The organism is Nonomuraea sp. NPDC001636, assembly GCF_040298265.1.
Taxonomy (GTDB): Bacteria; Actinomycetota; Actinomycetes; order Streptosporangiales; family Streptosporangiaceae; genus Nonomuraea.
In genome coordinates, this window is sequence record NZ_JBEOZT010000027.1 from 12,615 (window position 1) to 36,990 (window position 24,376).

23 protein-coding genes are annotated in these 24,376 nt (G+C 72.1%); 13 read left to right on the forward strand and 10 right to left on the reverse strand.

Features of this window, described 5'->3' with window-relative positions; translation table 11 throughout:
• Positions 1-46: 46 nt before the first annotated feature.
• Entirely contained in the window at positions 47-1,198 is a 1,152-nt protein-coding gene (locus ABT158_RS38255) for an FAD-dependent oxidoreductase (protein WP_352362123.1), read from the forward strand.
• On the opposite strand, the gene ABT158_RS38260 is transcribed toward ABT158_RS38255, so the two are convergent.
• Positions 1,160-2,038, reverse strand: a complete 879-nt coding sequence (locus ABT158_RS38260; RefSeq protein WP_352362125.1) for a 4-hydroxy-tetrahydrodipicolinate synthase family protein — start codon at positions 2,036-2,038, stop codon at positions 1,160-1,162. The two genes, ABT158_RS38255 and ABT158_RS38260, sit on opposite strands and share 39 nt — an antisense overlap.
• 71 nt (positions 2,039-2,109) lie before the next feature.
• Between ABT158_RS38260 and ABT158_RS38265 the strand changes: the two genes are divergently transcribed.
• A complete protein-coding gene (locus ABT158_RS38265; protein WP_352362127.1) occupies positions 2,110-2,979 on the forward strand; it encodes a LysR family transcriptional regulator in 870 nt (289 codons plus the stop codon).
• 25 nt (positions 2,980-3,004) lie between these two features.
• Here ABT158_RS38265 and ABT158_RS38270 read toward each other — a convergent pair whose 3' ends face one another.
• Complete coding sequence (locus tag ABT158_RS38270) at positions 3,005-3,592, reverse strand: TetR/AcrR family transcriptional regulator (RefSeq protein ID WP_352362129.1); 588 nt, start codon at positions 3,590-3,592, stop codon at positions 3,005-3,007.
• Between the two features lie 84 nt (positions 3,593-3,676).
• On the opposite strand from ABT158_RS38270, the gene ABT158_RS38275 reads away from it, so the two are divergent.
• Entirely contained in the window at positions 3,677-4,630 is a 954-nt protein-coding gene (locus tag ABT158_RS38275) for a quinone oxidoreductase family protein (RefSeq protein WP_352362131.1), read from the forward strand.
• A gap of 5 nt (positions 4,631-4,635) precedes the next feature.
• On the opposite strand, the gene ABT158_RS38280 is transcribed toward ABT158_RS38275, so the two are convergent.
• Positions 4,636-5,586, reverse strand: a complete 951-nt coding sequence (locus ABT158_RS38280) for a serine hydrolase domain-containing protein (RefSeq protein ID WP_352362133.1) — start codon at positions 5,584-5,586, stop codon at positions 4,636-4,638.
• A 124-nt stretch (positions 5,587-5,710) separates the two neighbouring features.
• On the opposite strand from ABT158_RS38280, the gene ABT158_RS38285 reads away from it, so the two are divergent.
• The 3 genes from ABT158_RS38285 to ABT158_RS38295 all read left to right on the forward strand — a co-directional run bounded on the left by ABT158_RS38285 (position 5,711) and on the right by ABT158_RS38295 (position 8,062).
• Positions 5,711-6,694, forward strand: coding sequence for a polyprenyl synthetase family protein (locus ABT158_RS38285; protein ID WP_352362135.1), 984 nt, complete (start codon positions 5,711-5,713; stop codon positions 6,692-6,694).
• Between the two features lie 84 nt (positions 6,695-6,778).
• A complete protein-coding gene (locus tag ABT158_RS38290) occupies positions 6,779-7,453 on the forward strand; it encodes a hypothetical protein (RefSeq protein ID WP_352362137.1) in 675 nt (224 codons plus the stop codon).
• A 48-nt stretch (positions 7,454-7,501) separates the two neighbouring features.
• Positions 7,502-8,062, forward strand: a complete 561-nt coding sequence (locus ABT158_RS38295) for a thymidylate synthase family protein (protein WP_352362138.1) — start codon at positions 7,502-7,504, stop codon at positions 8,060-8,062.
• Here ABT158_RS38295 and ABT158_RS38300 read toward each other — a convergent pair.
• Together ABT158_RS38300 and ABT158_RS38305 are read right to left on the reverse strand one after the other, a co-directional pair.
• Positions 8,040-9,470 (reverse strand): MFS transporter, encoded by a 1,431-nt coding sequence (locus tag ABT158_RS38300; RefSeq protein ID WP_352362140.1) that lies wholly within the window; start codon positions 9,468-9,470, stop codon positions 8,040-8,042. The two genes, ABT158_RS38295 and ABT158_RS38300, sit on opposite strands and share 23 nt — an antisense overlap.
• Positions 9,471-9,511: 41 nt before the next feature.
• On the reverse strand, positions 9,512-10,240 hold the full coding sequence (locus ABT158_RS38305) for a class I SAM-dependent methyltransferase (protein ID WP_352362142.1): 729 nt from the start codon (positions 10,238-10,240) through the stop codon (positions 9,512-9,514).
• A gap of 127 nt (positions 10,241-10,367) precedes the next feature.
• Here ABT158_RS38305 and ABT158_RS38310 point away from each other — a divergent pair, with 127 nt between their 5' ends.
• The 3 genes from ABT158_RS38310 (at position 10,368) to ABT158_RS38320 (ending at position 13,269) form a co-directional block, all read left to right on the forward strand.
• On the forward strand, positions 10,368-11,747 hold the full coding sequence (locus ABT158_RS38310) for an LCP family protein (RefSeq protein WP_352362144.1): 1,380 nt from the start codon (positions 10,368-10,370) through the stop codon (positions 11,745-11,747).
• 128 nt (positions 11,748-11,875) lie between these two features.
• Positions 11,876-12,805, forward strand: a complete 930-nt coding sequence (locus ABT158_RS38315) for an ATP-binding protein (RefSeq protein WP_352362146.1) — start codon at positions 11,876-11,878, stop codon at positions 12,803-12,805.
• A gap of 77 nt (positions 12,806-12,882) precedes the next feature.
• Positions 12,883-13,269, forward strand: a complete 387-nt coding sequence (locus ABT158_RS38320; protein ID WP_352362148.1) for an SCO5389 family protein — start codon at positions 12,883-12,885, stop codon at positions 13,267-13,269.
• Positions 13,270-13,304: 35 nt separating this feature from the next.
• Here ABT158_RS38320 and ABT158_RS38325 read toward each other — a convergent pair whose 3' ends face one another.
• Genes ABT158_RS38325 through ABT158_RS38335 form a run of 3 tightly spaced genes read right to left on the reverse strand, consistent with a single transcriptional unit; the run spans position 13,305 to position 15,919 of the window.
• Positions 13,305-14,285 carry an LLM class flavin-dependent oxidoreductase gene (locus ABT158_RS38325; protein ID WP_352362150.1) on the reverse strand — a complete coding sequence of 327 codons (981 nt, stop codon included), beginning with the start codon at positions 14,283-14,285 and terminating at the stop codon, positions 13,305-13,307.
• A 17-nt stretch (positions 14,286-14,302) separates the two neighbouring features.
• The gene (gene rnhB / locus ABT158_RS38330; RefSeq protein WP_352362152.1) at positions 14,303-14,974 is read right to left on the reverse strand and encodes a ribonuclease HII; all 672 of its coding nucleotides are present in this window, start codon (positions 14,972-14,974) and stop codon (positions 14,303-14,305) included.
• Between the two features lie 9 nt (positions 14,975-14,983).
• Complete coding sequence (locus tag ABT158_RS38335; protein ID WP_352362154.1) at positions 14,984-15,919, reverse strand: LysR family transcriptional regulator; 936 nt, start codon at positions 15,917-15,919, stop codon at positions 14,984-14,986.
• 79 nt (positions 15,920-15,998) lie between these two features.
• Between ABT158_RS38335 and ABT158_RS38340 the strand changes: the two genes are divergently transcribed.
• The 3 genes from ABT158_RS38340 (at position 15,999) to ABT158_RS38350 (ending at position 21,331) form a co-directional block, all read left to right on the forward strand.
• On the forward strand, positions 15,999-17,285 hold the full coding sequence (locus ABT158_RS38340) for a pyridoxal phosphate-dependent aminotransferase (RefSeq protein WP_352362156.1): 1,287 nt from the start codon (positions 15,999-16,001) through the stop codon (positions 17,283-17,285).
• Between the two features lie 141 nt (positions 17,286-17,426).
• Positions 17,427-18,071, forward strand: a complete 645-nt coding sequence (locus tag ABT158_RS38345; RefSeq protein WP_352318377.1) for a GNAT family N-acetyltransferase — start codon at positions 17,427-17,429, stop codon at positions 18,069-18,071.
• 254 nt (positions 18,072-18,325) lie between these two features.
• The gene (locus ABT158_RS38350; protein WP_352362158.1) at positions 18,326-21,331 is read left to right on the forward strand and encodes an AfsR/SARP family transcriptional regulator; all 3,006 of its coding nucleotides are present in this window, start codon (positions 18,326-18,328) and stop codon (positions 21,329-21,331) included.
• 256 nt (positions 21,332-21,587) lie between these two features.
• On the opposite strand, the gene ABT158_RS38355 is transcribed toward ABT158_RS38350, so the two are convergent.
• Entirely contained in the window at positions 21,588-23,000 is a 1,413-nt protein-coding gene (locus ABT158_RS38355) for a DUF7059 domain-containing protein (protein WP_352362160.1), read from the reverse strand.
• Between the two features lie 124 nt (positions 23,001-23,124).
• On the opposite strand from ABT158_RS38355, the gene ABT158_RS38360 reads away from it, so the two are divergent.
• Positions 23,125-23,427 carry a hypothetical protein gene (locus tag ABT158_RS38360; RefSeq protein ID WP_352318383.1) on the forward strand — a complete coding sequence of 101 codons (303 nt, stop codon included), beginning with the start codon at positions 23,125-23,127 and terminating at the stop codon, positions 23,425-23,427.
• Here the strand turns inward: ABT158_RS38360 and ABT158_RS38365 are convergent.
• Entirely contained in the window at positions 23,399-24,376 is a 978-nt protein-coding gene (locus ABT158_RS38365) for an NAD(P)-dependent oxidoreductase (RefSeq protein ID WP_352362162.1), read from the reverse strand. The two genes, ABT158_RS38360 and ABT158_RS38365, sit on opposite strands and share 29 nt — an antisense overlap.

Consider the following 24,376-nt stretch of genomic DNA (forward strand, 5'->3'; position numbering starts at 1 on the left):
CACCCGCGCTCATATATTTCGTTCGGTCGAACGAAAGGATACCAGCATGAAGGCTCTGATCATAGGCTGCGGGATCGGCGGGCCGGTCACGGCGATGGCCCTTCAGGCGGCCGGCATCGACGCCGAGATCCACGAGGCGTACCCGCGGGGCGCCGAGAACGTCGGCTCGTTCCTCAACCTCGCCTCCAACGGCCTGGCCGCCCTGCGCGTGCTCGGCGTCCACCGCGAGGTGCTGTCGTCGGCCATCCCCACCCCGCGCATGGTCATGTGGAGCGGCACCGGCAAGCGCCTCGGCGAGGTGGCCAACGGCCTGCGCCTCGACGACGGCACGGTCAGCCACACCGTGCTCCGCTCCGACCTCTACGGCGCCCTGCGCGACGAGGCCGCCCGGCGCGGCGTCCCGATCGCGTACGGCCACCGCCTGGTCTCCTACGACGACACCGGCGACCAGGTCGTGGCGACCTTCGAGGACGGCACCTCGGCCGCCGGCGACCTGCTGATCGCCTGCGACGGCGTGCACTCGCGCACCCGTTCGCTGCTTGACCCCGGCGCGCCCGGCCCGCGCTACAGCGGCCTGTACAGCTTCGGCGGCATCGTCAGGAACACTGGAACCGGCGGCTTCGGCGAGCCCGGCGTCTACGACATGGTCTTCGGCAAGCGGGCCTTCTTCGGCTGCACGGTGACCGAGTCGGGCGACACCTGGTGGTTCGCGAACCTGCCCAGACGGCTCGGCGACGTGCCCGCCGACTGGCGGCCGGTCCTGGCGGCGGCGTTCGAGGGGGACGCGAACCCCTCGGCCGACCTCGTCCGCAGCGGCCCCGTGGGCCCGGCGCTGCCGGTGTACGACCTGCCGCCGGTGCCCGTCTGGCACCGGGGCCGCGTCCTGCTCACCGGGGACGCCGCCCACGCCACCTCGCCCAGCTCCGGCCAGGGCGCCTCGCTGGCCGTCGAGGACGCGGTCGTCCTGGCCAGGTGCCTGCGCGAGGCGAAGGACCACCGCGCGGCGTTCGAACGGTTCGAGGCCGAGCGGCGGCCCAGGGTCGAGCGGGTGGTCGCCTACTCCAGGACGATCAGCAACAGCAAGGCCGCGGGCCCGGTCGCCCGGGTCTTCCGCGACCTGATGCTGCCGATGTTCCTGAAGCGCAGCGCGAGCCAGGAGTCACTGGCCTGGATGTACCGCCACCAGGTCGGCCTGTGACACCGCGGCGGCGGAGGCGGGCAGCAGCGGCAGCCGCACGTCCGGCGTCGGGATCAGGCCCCTGGCGTGCAGGACGCCCTTGATCACGGTCGGGTTGGGCTCGGTGAAGAGCGCGCGGGAGACCTGGGCCAGCCGGTGCCCGAGCGGGCGCGCGGTGGCCACGTCGCCGGCCAGCCAGGCGTCGGCCAGCTCGACGAAGCTCCTGGTCAGGACGTGCGCCGAGGCCAGGATGCCGCCGGTGGCGCCGAGCGCGAGCAGCGGCGAGACGAACGCGTCGTCGCCGCCCAGCACCTCGAAGCCGTCGGGCAGGTCCGCGAGCAGGTCCACCGTGTCCTGGTCGATGCCGCCGGCGGCGTACTTGACGCCCGCGATGTTCGGGTGCTCACCGACGGCCCGCAGCGTCGCGGCGCCCACGGCCTGTCCGGTCCGGTAGGGGATGTGGTAGATCACCAGCGGCACGGGTGACGCCTCGGCCAGCGCCTCGAAGTGCGCGATCACGCCGCGCTCGCCGGGCCGCAGGAAGTACGGCACGGTCACCAGGGCCGCGTCCACCCCGGTGGGGAGTTCGCGCAGCGCCGCGGCGGTCGTGCGGGTGTCGTTCCCGGTCACGCCGACGGTCAGCAGCGCCCGGCGCTCCGCGCACACGCGTACGCAGGTCTCGACCACCAGGGCCCGCTCGCCGGGGTCGAGGGCGGCCACCTCGGCCGTCGTCCCCAGCGCCACCAGACCGGCCGCGCCCTCGTCGAGCATCTGCCGGGCGAGCTTCTCGACCGCGTCGGCGGCCACCTCCCCCGACGACGTGAACGGCGTGACCAGCGGTACGTGGATTCCTCTCAGCATGCTTCGAGCCTGCCGCCCGCAGACCTGTTAGGTCCAGTTCGGATTTCTTCGTTCGAGCTTAAGATGGACTTATGCTCGACCCACGCAAGCTCCACCTGCTCCGCGAGCTGGCCAGGCGCGGCACGATCACCGCCGTGGCCGAGGCGGTCACGTTCACCCCCTCGGCGGTCTCGCAGCAGCTCAGCGCCCTGGAACGGGAGGCGGGCGTGCCGCTGCTGGAACGCACCGGGCGCACGGTCACGCTCACCCCGGCCGGGCTGCTGCTGGTCGAGCACGCGCAGGCCGTCCTGGAACAGCTCGAACGCGCCTCGGCCGCGCTCGCCGCCGCGCAGGGCGGGCCGTCGGGGCCCCTGCGGATCGGCGCGTTCCCCACGGCGACCCGCGTGCTGCTGCCGCCCGCGCTCGCCCGCCTGGCCGCGGACTGTCCCGGGCTGGAGCCGATGGTGGCCGAGATCGACCCCGCCGACGTCTCGGCGGCGCTGCGGGCGGGCGAGCTCGACGTCGCCCTCGTGCACGAGTACGACTTCGTGCCCCCGGTCACCGACGCCTCCATCGAGACCGAGCCGCTGTTCACCGAGCCGATGTACCTGACCGACCGGGCCCGCGTCCTCGACGCCCGCGACGACCCGTGGATCACGGGCAAGCCGGGCACGCTCTGCCACACCATGGCGATCAGGGCCTGCCAGGCGGCCGGGTTCGAGCCCCGGGTCCGGCACCACATCGACGACTTCGACACCGTGCTCGCCTTCGCCGCCGCCGGTCAGGGCGTCGCGCTCGTGCCCAGGCTGGCGGCGCTGACCCCGCCGGCCGGCGTCTCGCTGACCCGCCTGCCCCTGAGCCGCCGCACGCGGGCGGCCTTCCGCCGCGGCTACGGCGACCACCCGGCGGTCCGCGCTGCCGTCGCCGCCTTCCACACGGCCGCCACCACCCTCCCCCTCTGACGGCCGTGCCCGCCGGTCCTCGGCGCTAAGGGGCGGGCCGGCCGAGCAGGCCCTCGGCCAGGGCGGCGAAGCTGCGGGCGAGCCGCGCGCTGTCCCCCGCCCGCAACCGGCTCGCGATCGGCTCCATGTGCAGGGACCCGAGCAGCAGGTGCGCGATCTCGTCCGCGTCCACGTCGGGGCGGCCCTCGGCGATCAGGGCGGTGACGTGCCGGTGCCAGCCGGTGTAGATCGGATTGGTCTCCCGGGGCTCGGATCTGCTGGTCGCGACCGCGTGCTCGTGCGCCGCCACCAGGTTGCCGTTGCGCGCCGCCAGCTCGGCCACCGCGCCCAGGAAGGCGACCAGCCGCTCGACGGGCGGCGCTCCGGGGCCGAGCGGCGGCGGTCCCTCGGCCACCGCCTTGTCCAGCTCGCGGGCCCGCTCGCTCATCAGCTCCCGCATCAGCCCGGTACGGCTGCCGAACCGGTGGAACACCGTCCCCTTGCCCACGCCGGCGGCCACCGCCACCCGCTCGACGGAGACCTGCTCGGGCGGGTGGCGGCGGAGCAGTTCCTCCGCCGCCCGCAGGATCGCCCGCCTGTTGCGCGCGGCGTCGGCCCGCTCTTGACGTTCCATCCGGTCATTGTTGCCCATGGACAAACTTGACCAGCGGTCCATATATTAACTGGACCAACGGTTCAGATAGAGACGGGAACAACCATGCGTGCCATCCAGCTCGACGCCATCGGCGGCCCCGAGACCCTGCGGCCGGTGGACCTGCCCCGCCCGCGCCCCGAGGCGGGCCAGGTCCTCCTCCGCGCGCAGGCGATCGGCGTCAGCTACGCCGAGACGCAGATCCGCTCGGGCGCGCTGCCGTTCCCGCTGCCGCTGCCCGTCGTGCCCGGCGCGGAGGCGGTCGGCGAGGTCGTCGAGACCGGCGAGGGCGTGGACGACGGCCTGCTCGGCACCGTCCGCGTGGGGGTGACCGGCGGTCTCGGCGCCTACGCCGAGTACGTGGCCATGCCCGCCGCCCTGACCTGCCCCGTCCCCGCGGACGTGCCGCCCCTGGAGGCCCTGGCCGGGGCCGCGCCCGGCGCGATCGCCCTCGCCCTGCTGCACCGGGCGCGGCTCGGCGGCGGGGAGACCGTGCTGGTCGAGGCGGGCGCCGGCGCGGTCGGCGGCTACGTGGTCGCGCACGCCAAGGAGTTCGGGGCGGCCCGGGTGATCGCCACCGCGGGCTCGCCGGCCAAGCGGCAGCAGGCCCTCGACCTGGGCGCCGACCAGGCCCTGGACCACGGCGACCCGAGCTGGCCGGACGCGCTGCCGGACGTCGACGTGGCCTTCGAGTCGATCGGCGGCGCGTCGGCCCGGCGGGTGCTCGACCGGCTCGCGCCCGGCACCGGGCGGATGTTGTTCTACGGCATGCTGAGCGGCGAGCCCGCCGCCGTCACGGCCGCCGACCTGATGGAACGCGGCGTGACCGTCGTCGGCTGCAGCGGCCCCGGCTGGGCCGGTCAGGTGTTCGGCACGCACTATCCCGAGATGCTGGCCCGGCTCGGCTCAGGACGCAGCCGCGCCGTCGTCCACGAGACCCTGCCGCTGGCCGAGGCGGCGAAGGCCCACCGCCTCCTGGAGTCGCGCGCGGTCACGGGCCGCGTCCTGCTGGTGCCGTGACCGGCTCAGCGGCCGAGGACGGCGTCCAGCACGGCCGTGGCGCTGACCTGCTCGGCGTTGTAGTCGCCGGCCGTCACCGCGACGACCAGCTCCTCGCCGGGCAGCACGAGCAGCCGCTGGCCGCCGTTCCCGATGGCCTCGGTCCACGGCCGGTCGCCGGTGCTCACGTACCACTGGTAGCCGTAGCGGAAGTCGCCGTCGATGACGACGCGGGGCCGCGTCATCTCGCGCACCCACTGCTCGGGGACGATGCCCAGCCCGCCGCCGAGCACCAGCCGGCCGAGCGCGGCCAGGTCGAGGGGCCGCAGCCGCAGCCCGGCCGCGGCCATCGCCACGCCGTCCGTGCCCTTGACCCACTCGGTGCGGGTGATGCCCAGCGGCTCGAACAGCGCCTTGGCGGCGTACTCCGCCAGCGGTTCGCCGGCCCCCCGCGCGATGAGCCCGCCGAGCAGGGCCGAGGCCCCGCCGCAGTACCGCCACCGCTTCCCGGCCTCCTCGACCACCGGACGTTCCAAAATGAACCGGTACCGGTCAGGAGCGAGCTCCATCGCGATCTCGCTGTTGGCCGGGCTCGTGTACGGCAGGTCCTCGTTCCAGTCGATGCCGAGCGTCATGGTGAGCGCATGGGCGACGGTGAGGTGCGCCCGGCCCGGGTCAGCCACCAGGTCCGGATATTCGGGGAACTGCTCCACCAGTCTCGCGTCCGGCGGCGGCACCAGCCCGTCGCGCAGGGCCACGCCGTACAGCAGCGCGACCACGCTCTTGGTGACCGACCGCACGTCGTGCGGCGTGTCGCGGTCGAACACGACGTGCCGGGGCTCCTCGGTGATCCGCTGGTCGACGCCCGCGCCGTAGTGCTCGACGACGACCTCGCCGCCCCGCATGACCACGACCGCGTGCAGATTGGGCGCCGTGCCGGCCTTCAGGACCGCCTCGACCCGCTCCGCCATTCCCATGATGTCCTCCTAAGCCCGGGGGACATCCTGTCGTACCCGCTCACACGATGTCAGGGTCAAGGGCTGAGAGCGTCCTCAGCGTCTCTCAGGAGCGGCACAGCGGCGCGGGAGCAGGCTTGGTCCCATGGAGCAACTCGTGAACAGCCCCGCCGTCAGCCAGGGTCTGCGCAAGGTCGAGGCCAGGATCAGGCGGCTCAGCGGCTCGTCCGCGCTGCCGGGGATCAACGCGGGCGCCGGGCGGATCGTCAGCGCCGGAGGCAAGCGGTTGCGTCCGGCGCTGACGCTGGCGACCTCGCTCGCCCTCGGCAAGGCCCCCGACCGCCGGGTGGTCACGGCCGCCGCCTGCGTCGAGCTGATCCACGCCGGCTCGCTCGTGCACGACGACCTCATGGACCGGGCGACCGAGCGGCGCGGCACCCGTACGCTCAATGCCGAGCTGGGCGAGGGCAAGGCTCTGGTGATCGGCGACTTCATGCTGGCCAGGGCGGGTCTGGCGGCGATCACCGCGGTGTCCAGGCCGGTCGCCGAGGTGCTCGCGGCCACCGTGGTGGAGCTGGCCGAGGGCCAGTACCTGGAGACGAGCGACCTGTTCAACCCGGCCAGGACCAGGGAGAGCGCGCTGCGTTCGATCACCGGCAAGACCGCCGCGCTGTTCCGGGCCGGCTGCCTGGTGGCGGCCGTCTGCGCGCGGGCCTGCGCCGAGGACCGGGCGCGCGTGGCGGCGTACGGCGAGAAGTTCGGGCTGATCTTCCAGGTGCTGGACGACCTGCTCGACCTGACCGCCTCCAGCGCCCAGCTCGGCAAGCCGGCCGGCAACGACCTGCGGCAGGGCGTCTACAGCCTGCCGCTGCTCCTGTCCGGCACCGACCTCGGCGACCTGCTCGGCCGCGACATGAGCGACGAGCAGGTGGACGAGGCGCTGCGCCGGCTGCGCGCGGGCGACCTGGTGCCCAACACGCTGGAGTTCTGCCGCGGCCTGGCCTCGGACGCGCTGGCCGCCCTGCCGGTGATCCACGACAGGGAGATCGCGGCCCTGCTGTACGGCCTCCCGACGGCCTACATCGACCACGTCGCGGAGGTGTCGTCGCAGTTGACGGGCGTCGGTTGAGATTTGTTGGAACAATTGGTAGGAATCGCCTCCACAACCCGGCGAATCGCGCTAATACTGGAGTCACGCACTACAGGAGCGCACATGCGAAAGATCCCCCCTCGCATGATGATCCGGGACGACGGGCTTGAGTCCAGTCACTTCCTCCAGCTCGCCGCCGTGGACTTCACCGGCATCTACGCGGTCCACCTGGCCGCGAAGGAAGAACGGCTGAAGATGACCAGGCTCGCCATGAGCCTGTTGTCGGGGCCGTTCCTCGCGGCCATCGCCCTGACCAGCGCCAAGGTGGTGGACCCGCAGAGCCTCACGGAGTGGCAGCGCGTGCCGTGGTACCTGTTCGCCCTGGTCACGGCGTTCGGGGTGCTCAGCGTGCTGCCGTTCCTGCGGCTGATCGAGGCGGTCCGCGCACACGCCAGGACGGCCCGCGCGATCAACAACTTCCGCCTGCTGTACGCCTCCAGGCTCAAGGACCGGCTCGGCTGGAGCCCGAACCTGCCGATCGACCCCCGCTTCCCGGAGACGTACGCGCCGCTGGCCTGGCCCGGGATCAACGTGACGACGCTGGCGCTGGCGAACTCGGCCTACCTGACGGTGGGCCTGACCGGCCTGTGCGGGCAGGCGCCCAACCTGCTCCTGCTCACCTTCGGCATCCTCCTCGTCACGCTGGTCCACTACGCCGTCTACTACGTGCGCTGCAACGTGACCAGGCGGCGCCGGCTCCCGCGCGACCCCTACGAGTTCCCGGATCAGGAGACCTGAATGCCCGGCCCTGCGTCATGGGCGTCATGTGGGGAGGCGTGGATGTGGATGATGCGACATGTCTGGACGGCGGGCACGCTCGCCGACGACGACCGCGGCCCCGTGATCGAGGCCCCGTCCGTGCTGTTCGAGATCGCCGAGGTGCGGGGCGACGACCCGATCATCGCGCGGTACGGCGACGCTGAGCGGCTGGCCCTGTACAGCAGGAAGTTCAGCGAGGACGTGATCGTGCCGCCGTTCAAGTACAGCTACGGCGCCCGGATCAGGGGACAGCTCGCCTGGGCGGCCGACCTGCTGCGGGTCAAGCCGTACAGCAAGAGCGCGTGGATCTCGCTGACCATCCCCGGCGAGCCGTACGACGCGGTGCCCTGCCTGATCGGCGTGGCGTTCCGGATCCGGGACGGCGCGCTCGCCATGACCGCGACCTTCCGCTCCCAGAACGCCTTCACCAGCTACCTCAACTACCTGCCGCTGGCCGAGGTGCACGCGTCCATGGCCCGCGACCTGGCACTGGACCGCGGGCCGATGCGGGTGTTCGTGGACGTGCCGCACCTGTACCTGGCCGACAGCACCCAGGTGCTGCGGGTCATGCGGCCCGCGCGGCGGTGAGCGGCGCGGCGATCTCCTCCAGCCCCTTGCGCTCGGCCTTGACCCCGAAGGCCAGCTCGACCAGCCCGGCGACGATCATCACGATCGCGCCGATCGAGAACGCCAGCGCCGTGTCGCCCGGCGCGCCGCTCTCCACCAGCGAGGCGAACACGAGCGGGCCGGCGATGCCGCCGGCGGCCGTGCCGATGGCGAAGAAGAACGCGATGGCCATCGCCCTGGTCTCCATGGGGAAGATCTCGCTCACCGTCAGGTACGCCGCGCTGGCCCCCGCCGAGGCCACGAAGAGCACCACCGACCAGCAGAGGGTCAGCGTCATCGCGGTCAGCGCGCCCTGGTCGAACAGCCAGGCGGTGCCGAGCAGCAGCACCCCGGAGCCGATGTAGGTCGCCGAGATCATGGGGACCCGGCCGACGGTGTCGAAGAGCCTGCCGAGCAGCAGCGGCCCGAGGAAGTTGCCGACCGCGATGATCGCGAAGTAGTAGCCCGTGTACGAGTCGATCTTGAAGAACGTGGTCAGGATCTGGGCGTAGCCGAAGGTGATCGCGTTGTAGAGGAACGCCTGGCCGATGAAGAGCGACAACCCGAGGACCGTGCGCTTGGGGTAGAGCGCGACCATCGTGTGCGCGATCTTCAGGAAGCCGATCGACCTACGCTGGTGGATGGTCATCGACTCCTGCGGCTCGGGCAGGTCCCGGCCGATCCGGCGTTCGATGTCCTCCACGATCTGCTCGGCCTCGCGGTCGCGGCCGTGGATGAACAGCCAGCGCGGGCTCTCCGGGACGTTCCTGCGCACCAGGAGGATGGCCAGGCCGAGCACCACGCCCAGCCCGAACGCCACCCGCCAGCCGATGTTGACCGGCAGGTCGTTCAGCAGCGGCACGGTGAGCAGGGCGCCGCCCGCCGCGCCGAGCCAGTAGCTGCCGTTGATGATGATGTCGATGCGCCCGCGGTGGTGGCTCGGGATCAGCTCGTCGATGGCCGAGTTGATGGCCGCGTACTCGCCGCCGATGCCGAAGCCGGTCATGAAGCGGAACAGGAAGAACCACCAGGCGTCGAAGGACAGGGCGGTCATCAGCGTCGCCGCGAGGTAGACCACCAGCGTCAGCAGGAACAGCTTCTTCCTGCCGAATTTGTCGGTCAGCCAGCCGAAGAACAGCGCCCCCGCGCAGGCCCCGGCCACGTAGAGGGCCGCGGCGAGGCCGGCGACCTGCGCCTGGGTGATGTCCAGGCCGCTGCCGGGCTTGGCGAGCTGCCCGGACAGGTTGCCGACGATGGTGACCTCCAGCCCGTCGAGCACCCATACCGTGCCGAGGCCGATGACGATCATCCAGTGCCAGCGGGACCACGGCAGCCGGTCCAGCCGTGCGGGCACCTTGGTAGTTACGGTGCCGGTATCCACGTCGCTCATAAGGGCACTTGGGTACCCGGTAAACGGATGGCAAACGTTCCCTACAAGGCAGGTTTTCTGGCCTCGACCAGGGTGGTGCCGAACCAGGGGCCGCCGTACCACAGGCGGGCGCCCAGGTCGCGCCGGCGGATGTCGATCACGCCCAGGTCGCGCAGGGCGTCCTCGTAGTCGGGCGCGTACCGGAAGTCGGCGATCAGCATGAGGCCGCCGGGCCGCAGCACCCGATGGGCCTCCGTGATCGCCTGCCGGCGGCCCTCGGCGGAGGGGATGTTGTGGATCGCCAGGCTCGACACGACGACGTCGAACGCGCCGTCCTCGAACGGCAGGTCGCGCAGGTCGCCCGTGACCAGGTCGATCCGGTCGGCGACGCCCTCGGCCGCGGCGTTGGCCAGGGTGACGGCCGCGGCGTTGCCCGACTGGTCCTTCGAGCTCCACAGGTCGACGCCGGCCGCCCGTCCGGAGGTGAGCCGGGCGGCGGCGGCCAGCAGCACCGCGCCGCGCCCGCAGCCGAGGTCGAGCACCCGCTCACCGCCTTCGAGCGGCTCCAGCAGCTCGGCCCAGACGGCGAACTTGCCCCGGCGCGTGGTGTAGAGGTAGCTGGCCGCGCTGGCCAGCGTGTAGAGCCCGCCGAAGGCGAAGGCGATCCCGGCGGCGGGGATGTCCAGCACGAAGGAGACCGCCGCGAGAGCCAGCAGGACGATCGCCCCGAAGAGCAGTCCGCCAAGGGCCCACGGTGCGTCGAATCCGTAGCTACCGTGTCGAGTGCTCACTCTCACGTTATATCTCAAGAGGGTCTTGACCGGGAATTGAGCAAACACTTCCCCTTCACCCTCAAATAGCCCGCAACGCAATAACTATGGTGACTTGGATGGGCTGGCATTGGGGGTTTGACCAGGCATGACAGGGAAACAACGCGAATTCGGCCTAGGAGCGAGCATCGCGCTGACGGTGGCGTCGGCCGCGCTCTGGGGGGTGGCGCACCTGGCCACCCACCGTCACCGGATGGGCATCGCCCTCATGGCGGCCTACGTGCTGATGCTCGCCGGCGTCCTGACGGTGTTCACGGCGTTCAGCACCCGGCTGCTGTCGCTGGCGGTCCAGCCCGGCTGGCTCACGGTGCTCACCGGGGCGCTGGTCGGGATCGCGCTGGCGTGGACCGCGGTGATCATCCGGTCTTTCCTGCTCGTCCGTCCCGACTCCTCCGACACCGCCGGACGGTTCCTGACCACCACGCTCGCGGCCGCCCTCTGCGCGCTCGTCCTGGCGCCCACCGCGTACGCCACCCGCATGGCCTACCTGTCCCGCGACGTCGTCAGCCACGTCTTCGCCACCACCACCAGCAGCGCCCCCGTCGTCGCCCAGGACCCGTGGAACGGCGCCAAGCGCGTCAACTTCCTGCTGATCGGCGCGGACGCCGCCCCCGGCCGTCCCGGCGTGCGCACCGACAGCATGACCGTGGCCAGCGTGGACACCGAGACCGGCGCCACCACCCTGTTCGGCCTGCCGCGCAACCTGCAGAAGGTCCAGCTCCCGCACGGCCCGGCCAGGAGCCGCTTCCCCTTCGGCTTCACCGGCGACGGCCCCAGCACCCCCGGCCTGCTCAACGAGATCTTCCAGTACGCCGAGGACCACCCGGAGATGGTCCCCGGCGTGGGCAAGGGCAAGCGCGGCCCGTCGCTGCTCAAGCGCACCGTCAGCGACATCCTCGGCATCCCGGTCAACTACTACGCCATGGTCGACATGAAGGGCTTCGCCGAGATCGTCGATGCGATGGGCGGCGTCCGGGTCACCGTCAAGGACCCCATCGTGTACGGCAAGTACCGCGAGGGCCTGCTGCCCGCCGGCACCCGCAAACTGTCCGGCGAGGAGGCCCTCTGGTACGGCCGCTCCCGCACCGACAGCGACGACTACGTCCGCATGGGCCGCCAGAAGTGCCTGCTCAACGCGGTCGCCAAGCAGGCCGATCCGATGACCGTGCTCAAGAGCTTCGAGAAGCTGGCCGCGGCCACCAAGCGGGCCATCTCCAGCGACGTGCCACAGGACCTGCTGCCCGCCCTGATCGAGCTGTCGGACAAGGTCAAGGACACCAGGATCCGGAGCCTCAGCTTCGTCCCGCCGCTGATCAGCACCGTCACGCCCGACTGGTACCTGATCAGGCGCAAGGTCTCCGAGGCCCTGGACGAGCGCCCGGCCAACCGGTCGGCGAGCGCGCACCACTCCGCCGCCCCGACCCAGGACCCGGAGACCCCGGTCAGCCTGGACGCCGCCTGCGGCTGACTCTCACCTTTCCGACAGCCATCACCCGAGCTCTCACCTTTCCGACAGCCATCACCCGAGCACGGAGTGTGGCATGATGGTGCGCGGGCCCAACGGAAACGATTTTCATCGTCATTTCAGGAGCGCACGTGAGAGTGGCATTCGTCGGCAAGGGCGGCAGCGGGAAGACGACGATCTCGGCGCTGTTCGCGCGGCACGTGGCGGCCCAGGGCGACCCGGTGGTCGTCATGGACGCCGACATCAACCAGCACCTGGCCCTGGTGCTCGGCCTCGACGCCCAGCCCGAGCCGCTCGGGGCCCACCTCACCGAGATCAAAGACCTGCTGCGCGGCGACAACCCGCGCATCGCCTCGGCCGAGACCATGGTCAAGACCACCCCGCCGGGCCGCGGCTCGCGCCTGCTGGGCTTCGACGACCTGGCCGCGCTCGACTACGCCGTGACCACCCCTCATGGCCTGCGCCTGCTGGCCACCGGCCCGTTCGACGACGACGACCTCGGCGTGGCCTGCTACCACTCGAAGGTCGGCGCGGTGGAGCTGCTGCTCAACCACCTGGTCGACGGCCAGGGCGAATACGTCGTGGTCGACATGACCGCCGGTTCCGACTCCTTCGCCTCCGGGCTGTTCACCCGGTTCGACCTGACCTTCCTCGTCGCCGAGCCCACCAGGCAGGGCGTGAGCGTCTACCAGCAGTACCGCGACCACGCCGCCAAGTACGACGTCGCGCTCGCCGTGGTCGGCAACAAGGTCCACGGCCCGTCTGACGTGGAGTTCCTCCGCGCGCACGTGGGCGACGACCTGCTGACCTGGATGGAGCACTCCTCGGCGGTGCGCGCCATGGAGCAGGGCCGCCACTTCACGCTCGACGACCTGGAGCCGGCCAACACCGAGGCGCTGGCCGTCCTGCGCAAGACCCTCGACGCGCAGGAGAAGGACTGGCCGCGCTTCGGCCGCCAGACCGCCGAGTTCCACCTGCGCAACGCCCGCGCGTGGGCCAACGCCCGCACGGGAGCCGACCTGGCCGAGCAGATCGATCCTGACTTCGTCTACGGCCCCTAAAACGCACCTCCAGGTCTCTGGAGCTACCCACTTCTCCCACATAACGTCAGATTCGATCCCCTTCGAGAGGAGACAGCATGTCGCTGACCGTCCCGAACGATCTGCTGGACCAGGCCCGAGCCGGAGACGTGGACGACGCCGCGTTCGTCGCCTGCGTCCGCGACTCACTCCCCTACGCGTGGTCGCTGATCAGCGAGCTGGTCGCCGAGCGCACGCAGAGCGGAGCCGAGTTCGCCGACAACCAGGTGCCACCGCCGTCCGAGGAGGCACGCGGCCAGCTCCTGCGGTGTCTGGCGAGCGACGCGATGCGCGGCGCGCTCGAACGCCACTTCGGCGTACGGCTGGCCTTCCAGAACTGCCACCGGGTCGCCGTCTTCGACCCGTCGGCCACCAAGGCCCTCGACGAGTTCGTCACCCCGCGGGCCCAGATCCTCAACCAGGAACCGGAGCTGGTCGACTGCTGAACCCACGGGCGAGCCGGGCCGTCCCGGCTCGCCCGTCAGTCCGCCACCAGGGGGAGGACCTCGGCGCCGAGGCGGCGCACGTCCTCCAGGGCCCGGCGGTGGTCGCCGATGCCCTCCACGGTCAGGATCACGTGCTCGATCCCGGTCCTCTCGGCCGTGCGCCGCAGCACCTCGGCGCAGTGGTCGGGCGAGCCGACCGGATGGATGCGCGTCAGCAGGTCGACGTAGGCGGTGACGTCCCGCGAGGGGCGCGGCCGGCCGTCCACCGGAACGTAACCGGCCAGCCCGGGGCCCAGCCACGCGGGCATCGACTCCGTCAGCTCCCGGACGGCCGCCTCGGTCGAGTCGGCCACGTGCGCCACCCCGGCCGCCAGGTGCCCCGCCGGGCTCCCGCCCCGCGCGACGTGCTCGGCGACCAGCAGGGCCTTGTCGTGGTCGCCGATGTGCATGCCGAGCAGCATCGGCAGCCCGCGCTCGGCCGCGAGCGCCACCGTCGAGCCCGACGTGCACGCCACCACGGGCCGCAGCCGGGCCCGCGGCACCAGGGCGACCTCCCTGAACCGGAAGAACTCCCCCTCGGCCGCCACCGACCCCGCGGCCAGGGCCTCGACCAGCAGGTCGAGCGACTCGGCGAAGCCCCGCTCGAACCGGTCGAGCCCGGTGCCGAACACCTCTAGGTCGACCCACGGGCCGCCCCTGCCGACGCCGGGCGTGAACCGCCCGCCCGACAGGTGGTGGAGCATGGCCGCCTGCTCGGCCAGCGCCACGGGATGCTGGGACGACAGCACGCTCACCGCCGTGCCGAGCCCGATCCGGCTGGTACGCCCCGCCGCCACGGCGGCCAGCGTGACCGCCGACGGGCACACGCCGTAGGACATGAAATGGTGCTCGGCGATCCAGGCGTCGTGGAACCCGGCCGCCTCGGCGGCCTCGATCAGCTCCACCGAGTTCCGCAGGACCTGCCCTGGGTCCTGGCCGGGAAAGCAGGCCGCGATGACGAAGATCCCGATCCGCACTCCCCCGATCCTACGGCTCAGCCGAACAGCGCGGCCTGCCCTTCGCCCACGAGCGGATCCCTGGCCTGCTTCAGATGCCGCCATTGCGGCAGGTCGTCCAGGTAGGACCAGGAGAGCCGGTGGTGCGGTGTGGGGCCGAGCCGGGCCAGGGCCTCCTGGTGCGCGGGCGAGGGATATCCGGCGTTCTCCGCGAAGCCGTACTCGTCATGGCCGATCGTGCCCATGTAGGCGTCCCGCCGTACCTTGGCCAGGACCGAGGCCGCCGCGACCGAGACGCTGGCCGCGTCGCCCTTGATCTCCAGGCGGACCGGCCAGGGGGCGCCGATGTAGTCGTGCTTGCCGTCGAGGATCACGGCGTCGGGGCGCACCGGCAGGGCTTCGAGCGCCCGGCGGGCGGCCCTGCGCAGCGCCTCGGTCATGCCGAGCGCGTCGATCTCGGCGTGGCTCGCCTCGCCGAACCCGATGCCGGCCGCCCATGCGGTCAGCTCGTCGGCGAGCGGGCCGCGCTTGGCGGCCGAGACCTGCTTGGAGTCGGTCAGGCCGGGCGGCGGCTCGGACAGATCGGTCACGACGGCGCAGACCATCACCGGCCCCGCCCACGCGCCCCTGCCCACCTCGTCGACGCCCGCGACCGTGCGGGTGCTCGGCATGGACAGCAGGAGCTGCTCGATCTCGTACGTCGGCGCCATGGGCAGACGCTACCGCTCGGCCGGGGTCACCGGCTCCAGATCGCCGGCGATGTACCGGGCGGCCACGTGGATCGCCCGCAACGTCACCGACACCGACGGCCGGTGCACGCTGGACCTGCGGGCGACCGCGTGCACGTCGCGGCCGACCGGGTTGCCGGGGAACTCCCTGACCGCCAGCCCGCGCACCCCGGCGGCCAGCGCGAGGGCGGGCACCGCGGCGATGCCGATGCCCTTGGCGACGAGGGACAGGATCGTCCCGAGCCCCTCGAACTCCCAGGGCGTCGGCCGGGTGCCGCCGACGTCCACGAACAGCCGGTCGACGGCCAGGCGTGAGGGCTCGCCGTCGGGGGTGGCCATCCACGGCTCGTCGCGCAGCTCGCGCAGGTCGAGCGGCACTCCGGGGTCGGCCAGCCGGTGCCTGCGCGGCACGACGAGCACGATGGGGTCGCGCAGCAGGGGGAAGACCCGCAGGCTCTCGCTCTCGCGGACCGACCCGTACCAGTCGTCGACGAGGGCGATGTCCACCTCGCCCGACTGGACCTCCCGCATGCCCCGCCCCGACCTGCTCTGGCCCAGGCGGAGCGTCAGCTCGGTGTGGCGGCGCAGCGAACGCGCCAGCGCCGGCGCGAATGCCACGGCCGCTGTGGGGAAGGCGGTGACGACGACGCGCCCCGAGGGGGTGCCCGCATGGGCGGAGAGGTCGGACTCGGCCTCCTCGACCATTGACAGGATGCGCTCGGCGTGCTGGACGAGCCGGCGTCCGGCGTCGGTCAGCTCCGCGCTGCGCGCGGTTCTGTCGATCAGCGCGGTGCCGGTCTCCCGTTCCAGCGCCGCGAGCTGCTGGGAGACGGCCGAGGGGCTGTAGCCCAGAGACTCGGCGGCGGCCGCGATGCTGCCCCGGCGAGCGAACTCACAGATCAGCGCCAAACGCCGGAATTCGAGCATCAGACTTCCTTACACCTACCCACAAAAAGCCTCGCTTGTACTGATGCCTTCATACAACCACCCTGGGAACGTGACAAACATGACCGTGACCTTGTCCGCCACCTTGGCGGCGAACGAAGACATCGAACGAAGACGGCGTGCCGGGGAACGCGTGCTGCACCTGGCCTTCGGCGAGGCCGGTCTGCCCGTCCACCCGGCGCTGCGCGACAAGCTGGCCGCCGCTTCCGAGCGCAACGGCTACGGGCCGGTCGCGGGCGCGTCCGGGCTCCGGTCCGCGGCAGCGGGCTACTGGACACGACGGGGGCTCTCGACCGACCCCGAGCTGGTCGTCTGCGGACCTGGCAGCAAGTCGCTGCTGTACGGCCTGCTCCTGGCGATCGGCGGCGACATCGTCCTGCCCATGCCCAGCTGGGTCAGCTACGCCGCGCAGGCCGATCTGGTGGGCTCCCGTCCCATCCTGGTGCCCGCACCGCCAGGAGAGGGCGGGGTGCCCGACCCCGACCTGGTCGTCGCGGCGGTCCGCAAGGCCCGGTCGGAGGGCAGGACGGTCAGCTCGCTGCTGGTCACGCTGCCCGACAACCCGACCGGCCGGCTGGCCACGCCGCAGACCGTGGCCCGTCTGGCGGCCGTGGCGCGTGAGCTGGACCTGATCGTGATCTCCGACGAGATCTACCGCGACCTGGTCCACGACGAGTCGGCGGGCTACACCTCGCCGGCCGACCTCGCGCCCGAGCGCACGATCATCACCACCGGGCTGAGCAAGAGCCTGGCGCTCGGCGGGTGGCGGATCGGCGTGGCCCGGCTGCCCGAGGGCGCGCACGGGCTGCGTACCCGGCTGCTGGCGGTGGCCAGCGAGATCTGGTCGGCGCCGGCCGCGCCCGTCCAGGAGGCCGCGGCCTACGCCTTCGACGAGCCGCGCGAGCTGACCGACCGGGTCGCCGGCAGCCGGAGGTTGCACGGCATCGTGGCGCGGGCCGTCCACGAGCGGTTCACGGAGATCGGCGCCTCGGTGCCGCGACCTCAGGGAGGCTTCTACCTCTATCCCGACCTGAGCCACCTCAGGCTCGGCGGCTCCGCCGAGATCACCCGGATCCTGCTGGACGAGCACGGCATCGGCGTCCTGCCCGGACACGCCTTCGGCGACGACCCGTCGGCCGCCCGGGTGCGCGTGGCGGTGAGCCTCCTGTACGGCGACTCGCCCGAGGAACGACTGACCGCGCTGAACAGCACAGATCCCCTTCAACTGCCATGGATCGCAGCCAATCTGAACCATCTGTCCATGGGTCTGAAGGAGCTCTCTCTGGTCCGTCACGGCGTCGTGGGTGAACGCCACCCGGCGCTGGTGCCGGCGCCATGTCACGGTTAGGCGAATCTTTCCCCAAGAGCTGGTTTACCATCCACCAAATCAGCCCTCTGACCTGCGGAAACACCGCACATCCAGAAACCCGGGAAAGATGGCTTCGAGAGCCTGGTTACGCGCGCGCCGCGCGAGCCTCATCATGTGCTCATGCCCGCTCTTGTCACCTTGTCCGGGCGCTCCGTGCGCCTGGAACCTCTCAGCCACGCGGTGATCGACGATCTCGTCGCCGCGGCGAGTGAAGACCGCTCCACTTACGCCTTCACTCGCGTCCCGGACGGCCGGGACGAGATGGTCTCCTATGTGGAGGCCGCCATGGCTGAGCAGGCGGAGGGCCGCACGTTGCCCTTCGCCATCCGGTGGCTGAACACCGACCGCGTGGTCGGTGCCACCCGTCTCATGCACCTGGAGTATTGGCAGGGCCCCATGCCCTGGCCGCCGGGTACACGGGGTGCGGTGGGCGACATCCCGTCCGTGGCGGACATCGGTTACACCTGGCTGGGCGCCTGCGCCCAGGGCACCGGCGTCAACCGGGAGAGCAAGTTCCTCATGCTCTCACTCGCCTTCGAGACCTGGAACGTCCACCGCATCACACTCAAGGCAGATGTCAGGAACGTCCGATCCCGGGCCGCCATCGAGGCCCTCGGCGCACACTTCGACGGGGTGCGGCGAGCGGATAGCCGAGGCGCCGACAACACGGTCCGAGATACGGCCTTCTACTCGATCCTGAACTCCGAATGGCCGCTCGTCCGAGAACGGCTGGCCATGCGGCTCGGACTGGTAGAGGCAGCGTAGGAACATCGGCAACGGCCCCGCCCATACTTTCCGGGCGGGGCCTGTATTTTTCCGCGTCCCCATCGGCTCTACATGACACGCCCCCGTGTCGGTGCGCCATGTACGGCCTGCCATCAGCATGCGGAGGCTCGGTCAACACCGGATCAAAGGCGGATCAACGGTTCGTTTCGGCGATCAGCCCAGTTCTAGGTGGTAAGCGGTACTGGATCTATCATTTGGACACAAATCGTTCCATTGCCCGGGAGACAGACGGCATGGCTGGTCAGAGCGTTGAGGGCGGGCTGCGGTTCGCCGTGCTCGGTCCCGTCCGCGCGTGGCGCGAGGGGCAGGAACTCGACCTGGGCACCCCGCTGCAACGTTCGATCCTCGGCATGCTGCTCCTGCGGGAGGGCCGCGCGGTCACCCCCGCCGAGATGATCGACGCCGTGTGGGGCGAGGACGCGCCGCCCCGCGCCCTGGGCGCGCTGCGCACGTACGTCTCCCGCCTGCGCACGGTGCTCGAACCCGACAGGCCCGCCCGCTCCCGTCCCGAGCTGCTGACCTCCATCGGCCGCGGCTACGCCCTCCGCCTGCCCGACAACGCGCTCGACCTGACCCGCTTCGAACGCGGCATCGCCGAGGCCGAGGCCGCCCGCAAGGCCGGCCGGCTCTCCGCCGCCGCCGAGGGCATGCGGGCCGCGCTGACCCTGTTCGAGGGCGAGCCGCTGGCCGGCGCCGTCGGCCCGTACGCCGAGCACCAGCGCGACCGCCTGGCCGAACGCCGCGTCAGCGTCATCGAGACGCTCATGGACCTCGACCTGCAGCTGGGCGGGCACGCCGCGGTCGTCTCCGAGCTGATCGCGCTCACCGCCGAACACCCCCTGCGCGAACGGCTGCGCGCCCAGCTCATGCTGGCCTACTACCGCTGCGGACGGCAGGGCGACGCCCTCAACGTGTTCACCGAGACCCGCGAGGCGCTGATCGACGAGCTGGGCATCGAGCCCGGCAGCGAGCTGACCGCGCTCCACCAGCGCATCCTGGCCGCCGACCCGGCGCTCACCCACGTGCCGCCGCCCGCCGCCCCGGCCGAGCAGGCCGCCGGCGAGCCCGCGGCCGAGGAGGAGCCGCCCGCGCTCGAACTGCCCCGCCCGGCGCAGCTCCCGGCCGCGGTCAGCGACTTCACCGGGCGCAAGGAGGTGGCCGTCCGCGTCCACACCCTGCTGTCCGCGCAGTCGTCGGCCGAGGGCGTGCCGGTGGTGGCGTTGTGCGGCATCGGCGGCGTCGGCAAGACCACGCTGGCCGTCCACGTGGCGCACGCGGCCGACGACCTGTTCCCCGACGGCCAGCTCTACGCCGACCTGCGCGGCCACAGCGACGAGGTGACCGCTCCCGAGTCGGCGCTCGGCGGCTTCCTGCGCGCGCTCGGCATCCCGCCGGACGTCATCCCCGACGGCCTGGCCGAACGTTCGGCGCTCTACCGCTCGCTGCTGTCCGACCGGCGCATCCTCGTGCTGCTGGACAACGCCCGCGACGCCGACCAGGTCAGCCCGCTGCTGCCGGGCTCGCCGGGCTGCGCCACGATCGTCACCAGCCGGGCCAAGCTGGCCGACCTGCCCGCGGCCCGGCTGATCGACCTCGACGTCATGGAGCCGGACGAGGCGCTGTCGCTGTTCTCCACCGTGGCCGGGCCCGAGCGGGTGGCCGCCGAGCACGGCGCCGCCATGGACGTGGTCGCCGCCTGCGGTTTCCTGCCGCTGGCCGTCCGGATCGTGGCCGCCCGGCTGGCCGCCCGCCCCTCCTGGACGGTCGCCTCGCTGGCGCCCAGGCTGGCCGACGAACAGCGCCGCCTCGACGAGCTGCGCGTGGGCAACCTGGCCGTCGAGGCCACCTTCGCGCTCGGTTACGGCCAGCTCGAACCGGCCCAGGCCCGCGCCTTCCGCCTGCTGTCCCTGCCGAAGGGCCCCGACATCTCGATCGGGGCCGCCGCGGCCGTCCTGGCGATGAACATGTACGAGGCCGAGGAGCTGCTGGAGTCGCTGGTCGACATGAGCCTCCTGGAGGCCACCGCGCCCGGCCGCTACCGCTTCCACGACCTGCTCAGGCTGTTCGCCAGGCGCGTCCTGGACAAGACCGAGCGTCCCGAGGACAAGACGCTGGCGCTGCGCCGGCTGCTCGGCTTCTACCTGGCCTCGTCCCGGTCCGCCCACCGGCTGGCCTACGAGGGCAGCATGATCCCCGACAACCTGGCCGTGGTCGGCAGCGGGCTCACCTTCACCACCGTCGACGAGGCCGTGGCCTGGCTGATCTCCGAGGGCGACTCGCTGTTCGCGGCCATCAACCAGGCCGCGACCACGTCCACCGACGGCGAGCAGCTCCTGCCCGCCGCCGACATGCTGGTGGCCATGGAACCGCTGCTGGAGGCCGGTACCCACACCCGCGAGTTCGACCAGGGCACCCGCGCGGTGCTCGCCGCCGCGCTGAACCTGGGCGACGAGGCCGGCGAGCTGCGCTCCCGGTACGTGCTGGGCCGGGTGCTGTTCGCCGGCAACCAGCTCTCGGAGTCCGAGACCCACTTCCGCCGCGTGCACGAGCTCTCCGAGACCCGCGGCGAGAAGATCGTCACCGGCGAGGTGCTCAACGCGCTGGCCGTCGTCGTCGGCCGGCAGCGCCGCCACACCGAGGCCCTCACCCTGTTCGACGCCGCCTCCCGCTACTACCGCGAGAACGGCGTCCCCGCCGGCGAGGCCCTGGTGCTCAGCTACTCGGCCCGCGACCACCTGGGCCTCGGCCACGCCGAGGACGCCATCGCCGCGGCGGAGAAGGGCCTGGCCATCTTCACCGAGATCGGCAGCGGCGCCGGCACCGCCCGCGCCCGCTACCACCTGGGCATCGTGCTCAGCCGGGTCGGCCGGCTCACCGAGGCGGTGCACCACCACGCCGAGTGCCTGGCCTTCTTCCGCTCCAGCAAGCAGCGGGTCTGGGAGCAACGCGTGTGCTCCCGGCTGGCCGAGACGTTCATCGCCGCCGGGCGCTACCCCGACGCCGTACGCCACGCCGAGCAGGCGCTCGTGGTCTCGCGCGAGATCGGCCATCCCTACGGCGAGGCGCTCTCGCTCACCGTGCTCGGCCGGGCGCTACGCGGACTGGGCAGCGCCGCGCGGAGCCTCGACTGCCTCAGGCAGGCCTACGACGTCTTCACCAGGCTCGGCGCCCCCGAGGCCGGCGACCTGAAGCTGCTGCTGGACGGCTTCGCCGTCGAACGGTCCGTCGTCGAGTCCTGAGTACAGCTCGTCGTCCAGACGTGTCATCCACACATGGTTGATCAAGGCTGTCCTTAGTCAATGCCGATGGCAGCCCGGCCGGTCATCCTGACCGCCACGCGTCGCCAGGGGGCCCGGTCATCCGGATGCTTCGCGTGACGGCTAGCCGCCTCACAACAGACGACCGGCCGGACTCGACGCGGACCTTCGAACCCCCCAGGCCCGCGTCTCGGTCAGAAGCCTCCACCGGCGCGGTCAACGTCGGATCAACGGTGAATCAAAGCAGGAAATAACCCTCGGCGATGAGCGGCCGGACCGCGTCGGCGTTGGGGATCTCCCCGTCGCCGACCAGCTCGGCGATCACATTGAGCAGCGGGCCGAGCGCCAGCTCGCCGTCGCACACGCCGGCCAGCGCGGCCTCGACGGTGCCGACCTCCCTGCTGCGCCGCAGCCCCTGCGTCTGGCGCAGCACGATGCGGATCGGGTCCTCGGCGCCGGGCAGGCCGACGCGTTCGTCGAGCACCCCGTCGGCCGTGCGCAGCAGCGCCGCGTCGAGGTCGGCGGCGCGGTGGGCGGCGGCGATGGAGTCGAGCACGTCGTCGACGTAGTCGCCGACCGGCAGGGCCACCTGGTGGGGCAGGTGCTCCACGCGCACGACCGGGTCGAGGGTGCCCGAGTTGCGCATGGTGATCCAGCCGAAGCCGATGCCCTCGACCTTGCGCTCGTCGAACCAGGCCAGCCACCGGTCGTAGTGGTCGGTGTAGCCCTTGGTGCCCTGCTCGGCCGCGTCCTTGAGCCACAGCTCGACGTATTCGGCCGGATCCTGCACGTCACGCTGGACGACCCAGGCGTCGCAGCCGGTCTCGCGCAGCCAGCCGCCGACCCGGTCGTGCCAGTCCTCGCCCTCGACGTGCAGCCAGTTGGCCAGGAAGTGGGCCTGCCCGCCGGGCGCGAGGTGGCGCGGGGTGCGCCGGACCAGGTCGCAGCAGAAGTCGTCGGCCTCGCCGCCGGACTCGCGGTAGGTCAGCGTGCGCTCGGCGCCGGGCGCGATGACGAACGGCGGGTTGCTGACGATCAGGTCGAACAGCTCGCCCTCGACCGGCTCGAACATCGACCCCACCCGCGCGTCGACGCCCGTCACGCCGGACAGCTCCCAGCTCAGCCGGGCCAGCTCCACGGCGCGCGGGTTGAGGTCGGTGGCGACCACCTGCTCGGCCCGCCCGTCGAGGTGGAGCACCTGGACGCCGCAGCCCGTGCCGAGGTCGAGCGCGCGCGAGACGGGCCGGCGGCTGACGAGCTGGGCCAGGTTGGCCGAGGCGCCCCCGGCCCCCACGACGTGGTCGGCCCGCAGCGCCGGGTCGCCGGGCCGGACCTTGCGGTCGGAGACCACGTAGCCGCCGGTCTCCCACGGCTGGAGGTGCACGGTCGCCCTGATCAGGTCGCCGTCGGCCGACACCAGCCCGGATTCCAGGACGGCGGCCGGCACGGATCCGGCCGGCACCGGCACGCCGAGCCACCAGAGCCTGATCAGGGTGCCCAGCGGGTCGCCGTCGGCGGTCGCCCGCAGGGCCGGGACGAGCTCCTCCCGCGCCAGGGCCGAGGCCGCCATGGCGCCGAGCCGGTCGCGGACGCCGTCGATCGTGTAGCCGGTTTCGAGGAGGTGATGGCGCAGTCGTTCCACGGACACCATCCTTTCACCAGCCACCGACAGTGCTCATACTGTTACTTACGCGCCCAAGTGTTCTGCAAGCCATGGACAAGTGGGTGGCGGTATCTCTAGGGGTGCAAGACGCCGTACCGAGGAGCGCGCCCCCATGCTGATCCCCTGCTTGGCCTGCGAGTCGCGGTTCGGGCCCGACGAGTACTTCAACGCCTGCTCCGACTACAACCGGGGCCTGGACCTGGTCTCGTGGACCTGCCCGCGCTGCGGCAACCGCGACGACCTGCGGGTGCTGCCCGGCGAGCTGGGGTTCGGCTACCCCTCGCGCGGCAGGTTCGACGTGCACGACCGGCTGCGCGTGCCCGGCCTGCGCAGGCAGCGCGGCGACCTGCGGCTGGACATCTCCCTCGACCGCTCCCGCTGGCAGGTCAGGACGCGGATCCGGCAACCGGCCTGACCGGCGCGCACGCGTACGCGGGCGGCTCGCCCCGCAGCAGCCGCGCGATGTCCTCCACCAGCGCCTCCGCCAGCTCCTCCAGGCTCTCCCCGGTGGCCTCGCCGAGCCTGGGGGTGAGCACCACGTTCGGCAGCCTGGTCAGCGGGTGGGCCGGATCGAGCCATTCGCCCTCGAAGTGGTCGAGCCCGGCGCCGCCCACCTGGCCCTGGCGCAGCGCGTCCACCAGGGCGGTCAGGTCGTGCAGGGCGCCGCGCGAGGTGTTGAGGTAGATCGCGCCCTGGCGCATCGCGCCGAACTCGCTGTAGCCGAACAGGCCCCTCGTGTCCGCGGTCAGCGGCACGTGCAGCGACACCACGTCGGCCTCCGCCAGCAGCGCGGGCAGGGTGTGCGTGGCCTCGGCGACGAACGGGTCGCAGGTGACCACCCGCATGCCCAGCCCCTGGCAGCGCCAGCGCATGGCCCGGCCCACCCGGCCGAGGCCGACGATGCCGAACGTGCGTCCGGTGAGCCGTCTGCCGCGGTGGCGCTGGGCGGGGGGCACCCTGCCGCGATGGGCGCGGCCTCTGCGCACCTCACGGTCGGCGGTGACGATGTTCCTGCTGACCGCGAACAGCAGGGCGAGCGTCAGCTCGGCCACCGCCTCGGGGTCGCGGCCGGGGGCGTGCAGGACGGTGACCCCGCGTTCGGCCGCCAGGCGCAGGTCCACCCCCGTGGGGGCGCCGAGGCTGGCCACGATGTCGATGTGGAGTCCGAGCACCGAGGTGCGAACCTGGTCGCCGTCGGTGATGAGCACGTTCGCGCCGGTCTCGATGACCAGGTCGGCGAGCTGCTCGTCGGTGAAGCCGACGCTCGGCCGGGGAGGAGCCTCGGCCACGTCGGCGACCTCGCCCAGACGGGCGAGCGCGCGCTCCGGCAGGTCGGGCAGCACGAGCGCCCGAGGTCTTCTCAC

Coding starts and splice junctions, on each gene's coding strand:
- ABT158_RS38255 (WP_352362123.1), top strand. CDS start 47: ATGAAGGCTCTGATCATAGGCTGCGGGATCGGCGGGCCGGTCACGGCG.
- ABT158_RS38260 (WP_352362125.1), bottom strand. CDS start 2,038: ATGCTGAGAGGAATCCACGTACCGCTGGTCACGCCGTTCACGTCGTCG.
- ABT158_RS38265 (WP_352362127.1), top strand. CDS start 2,110: ATGCTCGACCCACGCAAGCTCCACCTGCTCCGCGAGCTGGCCAGGCGC.
- ABT158_RS38270 (WP_352362129.1), bottom strand. CDS start 3,592: ATGGAACGTCAAGAGCGGGCCGACGCCGCGCGCAACAGGCGGGCGATC.
- ABT158_RS38275 (WP_352362131.1), top strand. CDS start 3,677: ATGCGTGCCATCCAGCTCGACGCCATCGGCGGCCCCGAGACCCTGCGG.
- ABT158_RS38280 (WP_352362133.1), bottom strand. CDS start 5,586: ATGGGAATGGCGGAGCGGGTCGAGGCGGTCCTGAAGGCCGGCACGGCG.
- ABT158_RS38285 (WP_352362135.1), top strand. CDS start 5,711: ATGGAGCAACTCGTGAACAGCCCCGCCGTCAGCCAGGGTCTGCGCAAG.
- ABT158_RS38290 (WP_352362137.1), top strand. CDS start 6,779: ATGCGAAAGATCCCCCCTCGCATGATGATCCGGGACGACGGGCTTGAG.
- ABT158_RS38295 (WP_352362138.1), top strand. CDS start 7,502: ATGATGCGACATGTCTGGACGGCGGGCACGCTCGCCGACGACGACCGC.
- ABT158_RS38300 (WP_352362140.1), bottom strand. CDS start 9,470: ATGAGCGACGTGGATACCGGCACCGTAACTACCAAGGTGCCCGCACGG.
- ABT158_RS38310 (WP_352362144.1), top strand. CDS start 10,368: ATGACAGGGAAACAACGCGAATTCGGCCTAGGAGCGAGCATCGCGCTG.
- ABT158_RS38320 (WP_352362148.1), top strand. CDS start 12,883: ATGTCGCTGACCGTCCCGAACGATCTGCTGGACCAGGCCCGAGCCGGA.
- rnhB (WP_352362152.1), bottom strand. CDS start 14,974: ATGGCGCCGACGTACGAGATCGAGCAGCTCCTGCTGTCCATGCCGAGC.
- ABT158_RS38335 (WP_352362154.1), bottom strand. CDS start 15,919: ATGCTCGAATTCCGGCGTTTGGCGCTGATCTGTGAGTTCGCTCGCCGG.
- ABT158_RS38340 (WP_352362156.1), top strand. CDS start 15,999: ATGACCGTGACCTTGTCCGCCACCTTGGCGGCGAACGAAGACATCGAA.
- ABT158_RS38345 (WP_352318377.1), top strand. CDS start 17,427: ATGCCCGCTCTTGTCACCTTGTCCGGGCGCTCCGTGCGCCTGGAACCT.
- ABT158_RS38350 (WP_352362158.1), top strand. CDS start 18,326: ATGGCTGGTCAGAGCGTTGAGGGCGGGCTGCGGTTCGCCGTGCTCGGT.
- ABT158_RS38355 (WP_352362160.1), bottom strand. CDS start 23,000: ATGGTGTCCGTGGAACGACTGCGCCATCACCTCCTCGAAACCGGCTAC.
- ABT158_RS38360 (WP_352318383.1), top strand. CDS start 23,125: ATGCTGATCCCCTGCTTGGCCTGCGAGTCGCGGTTCGGGCCCGACGAG.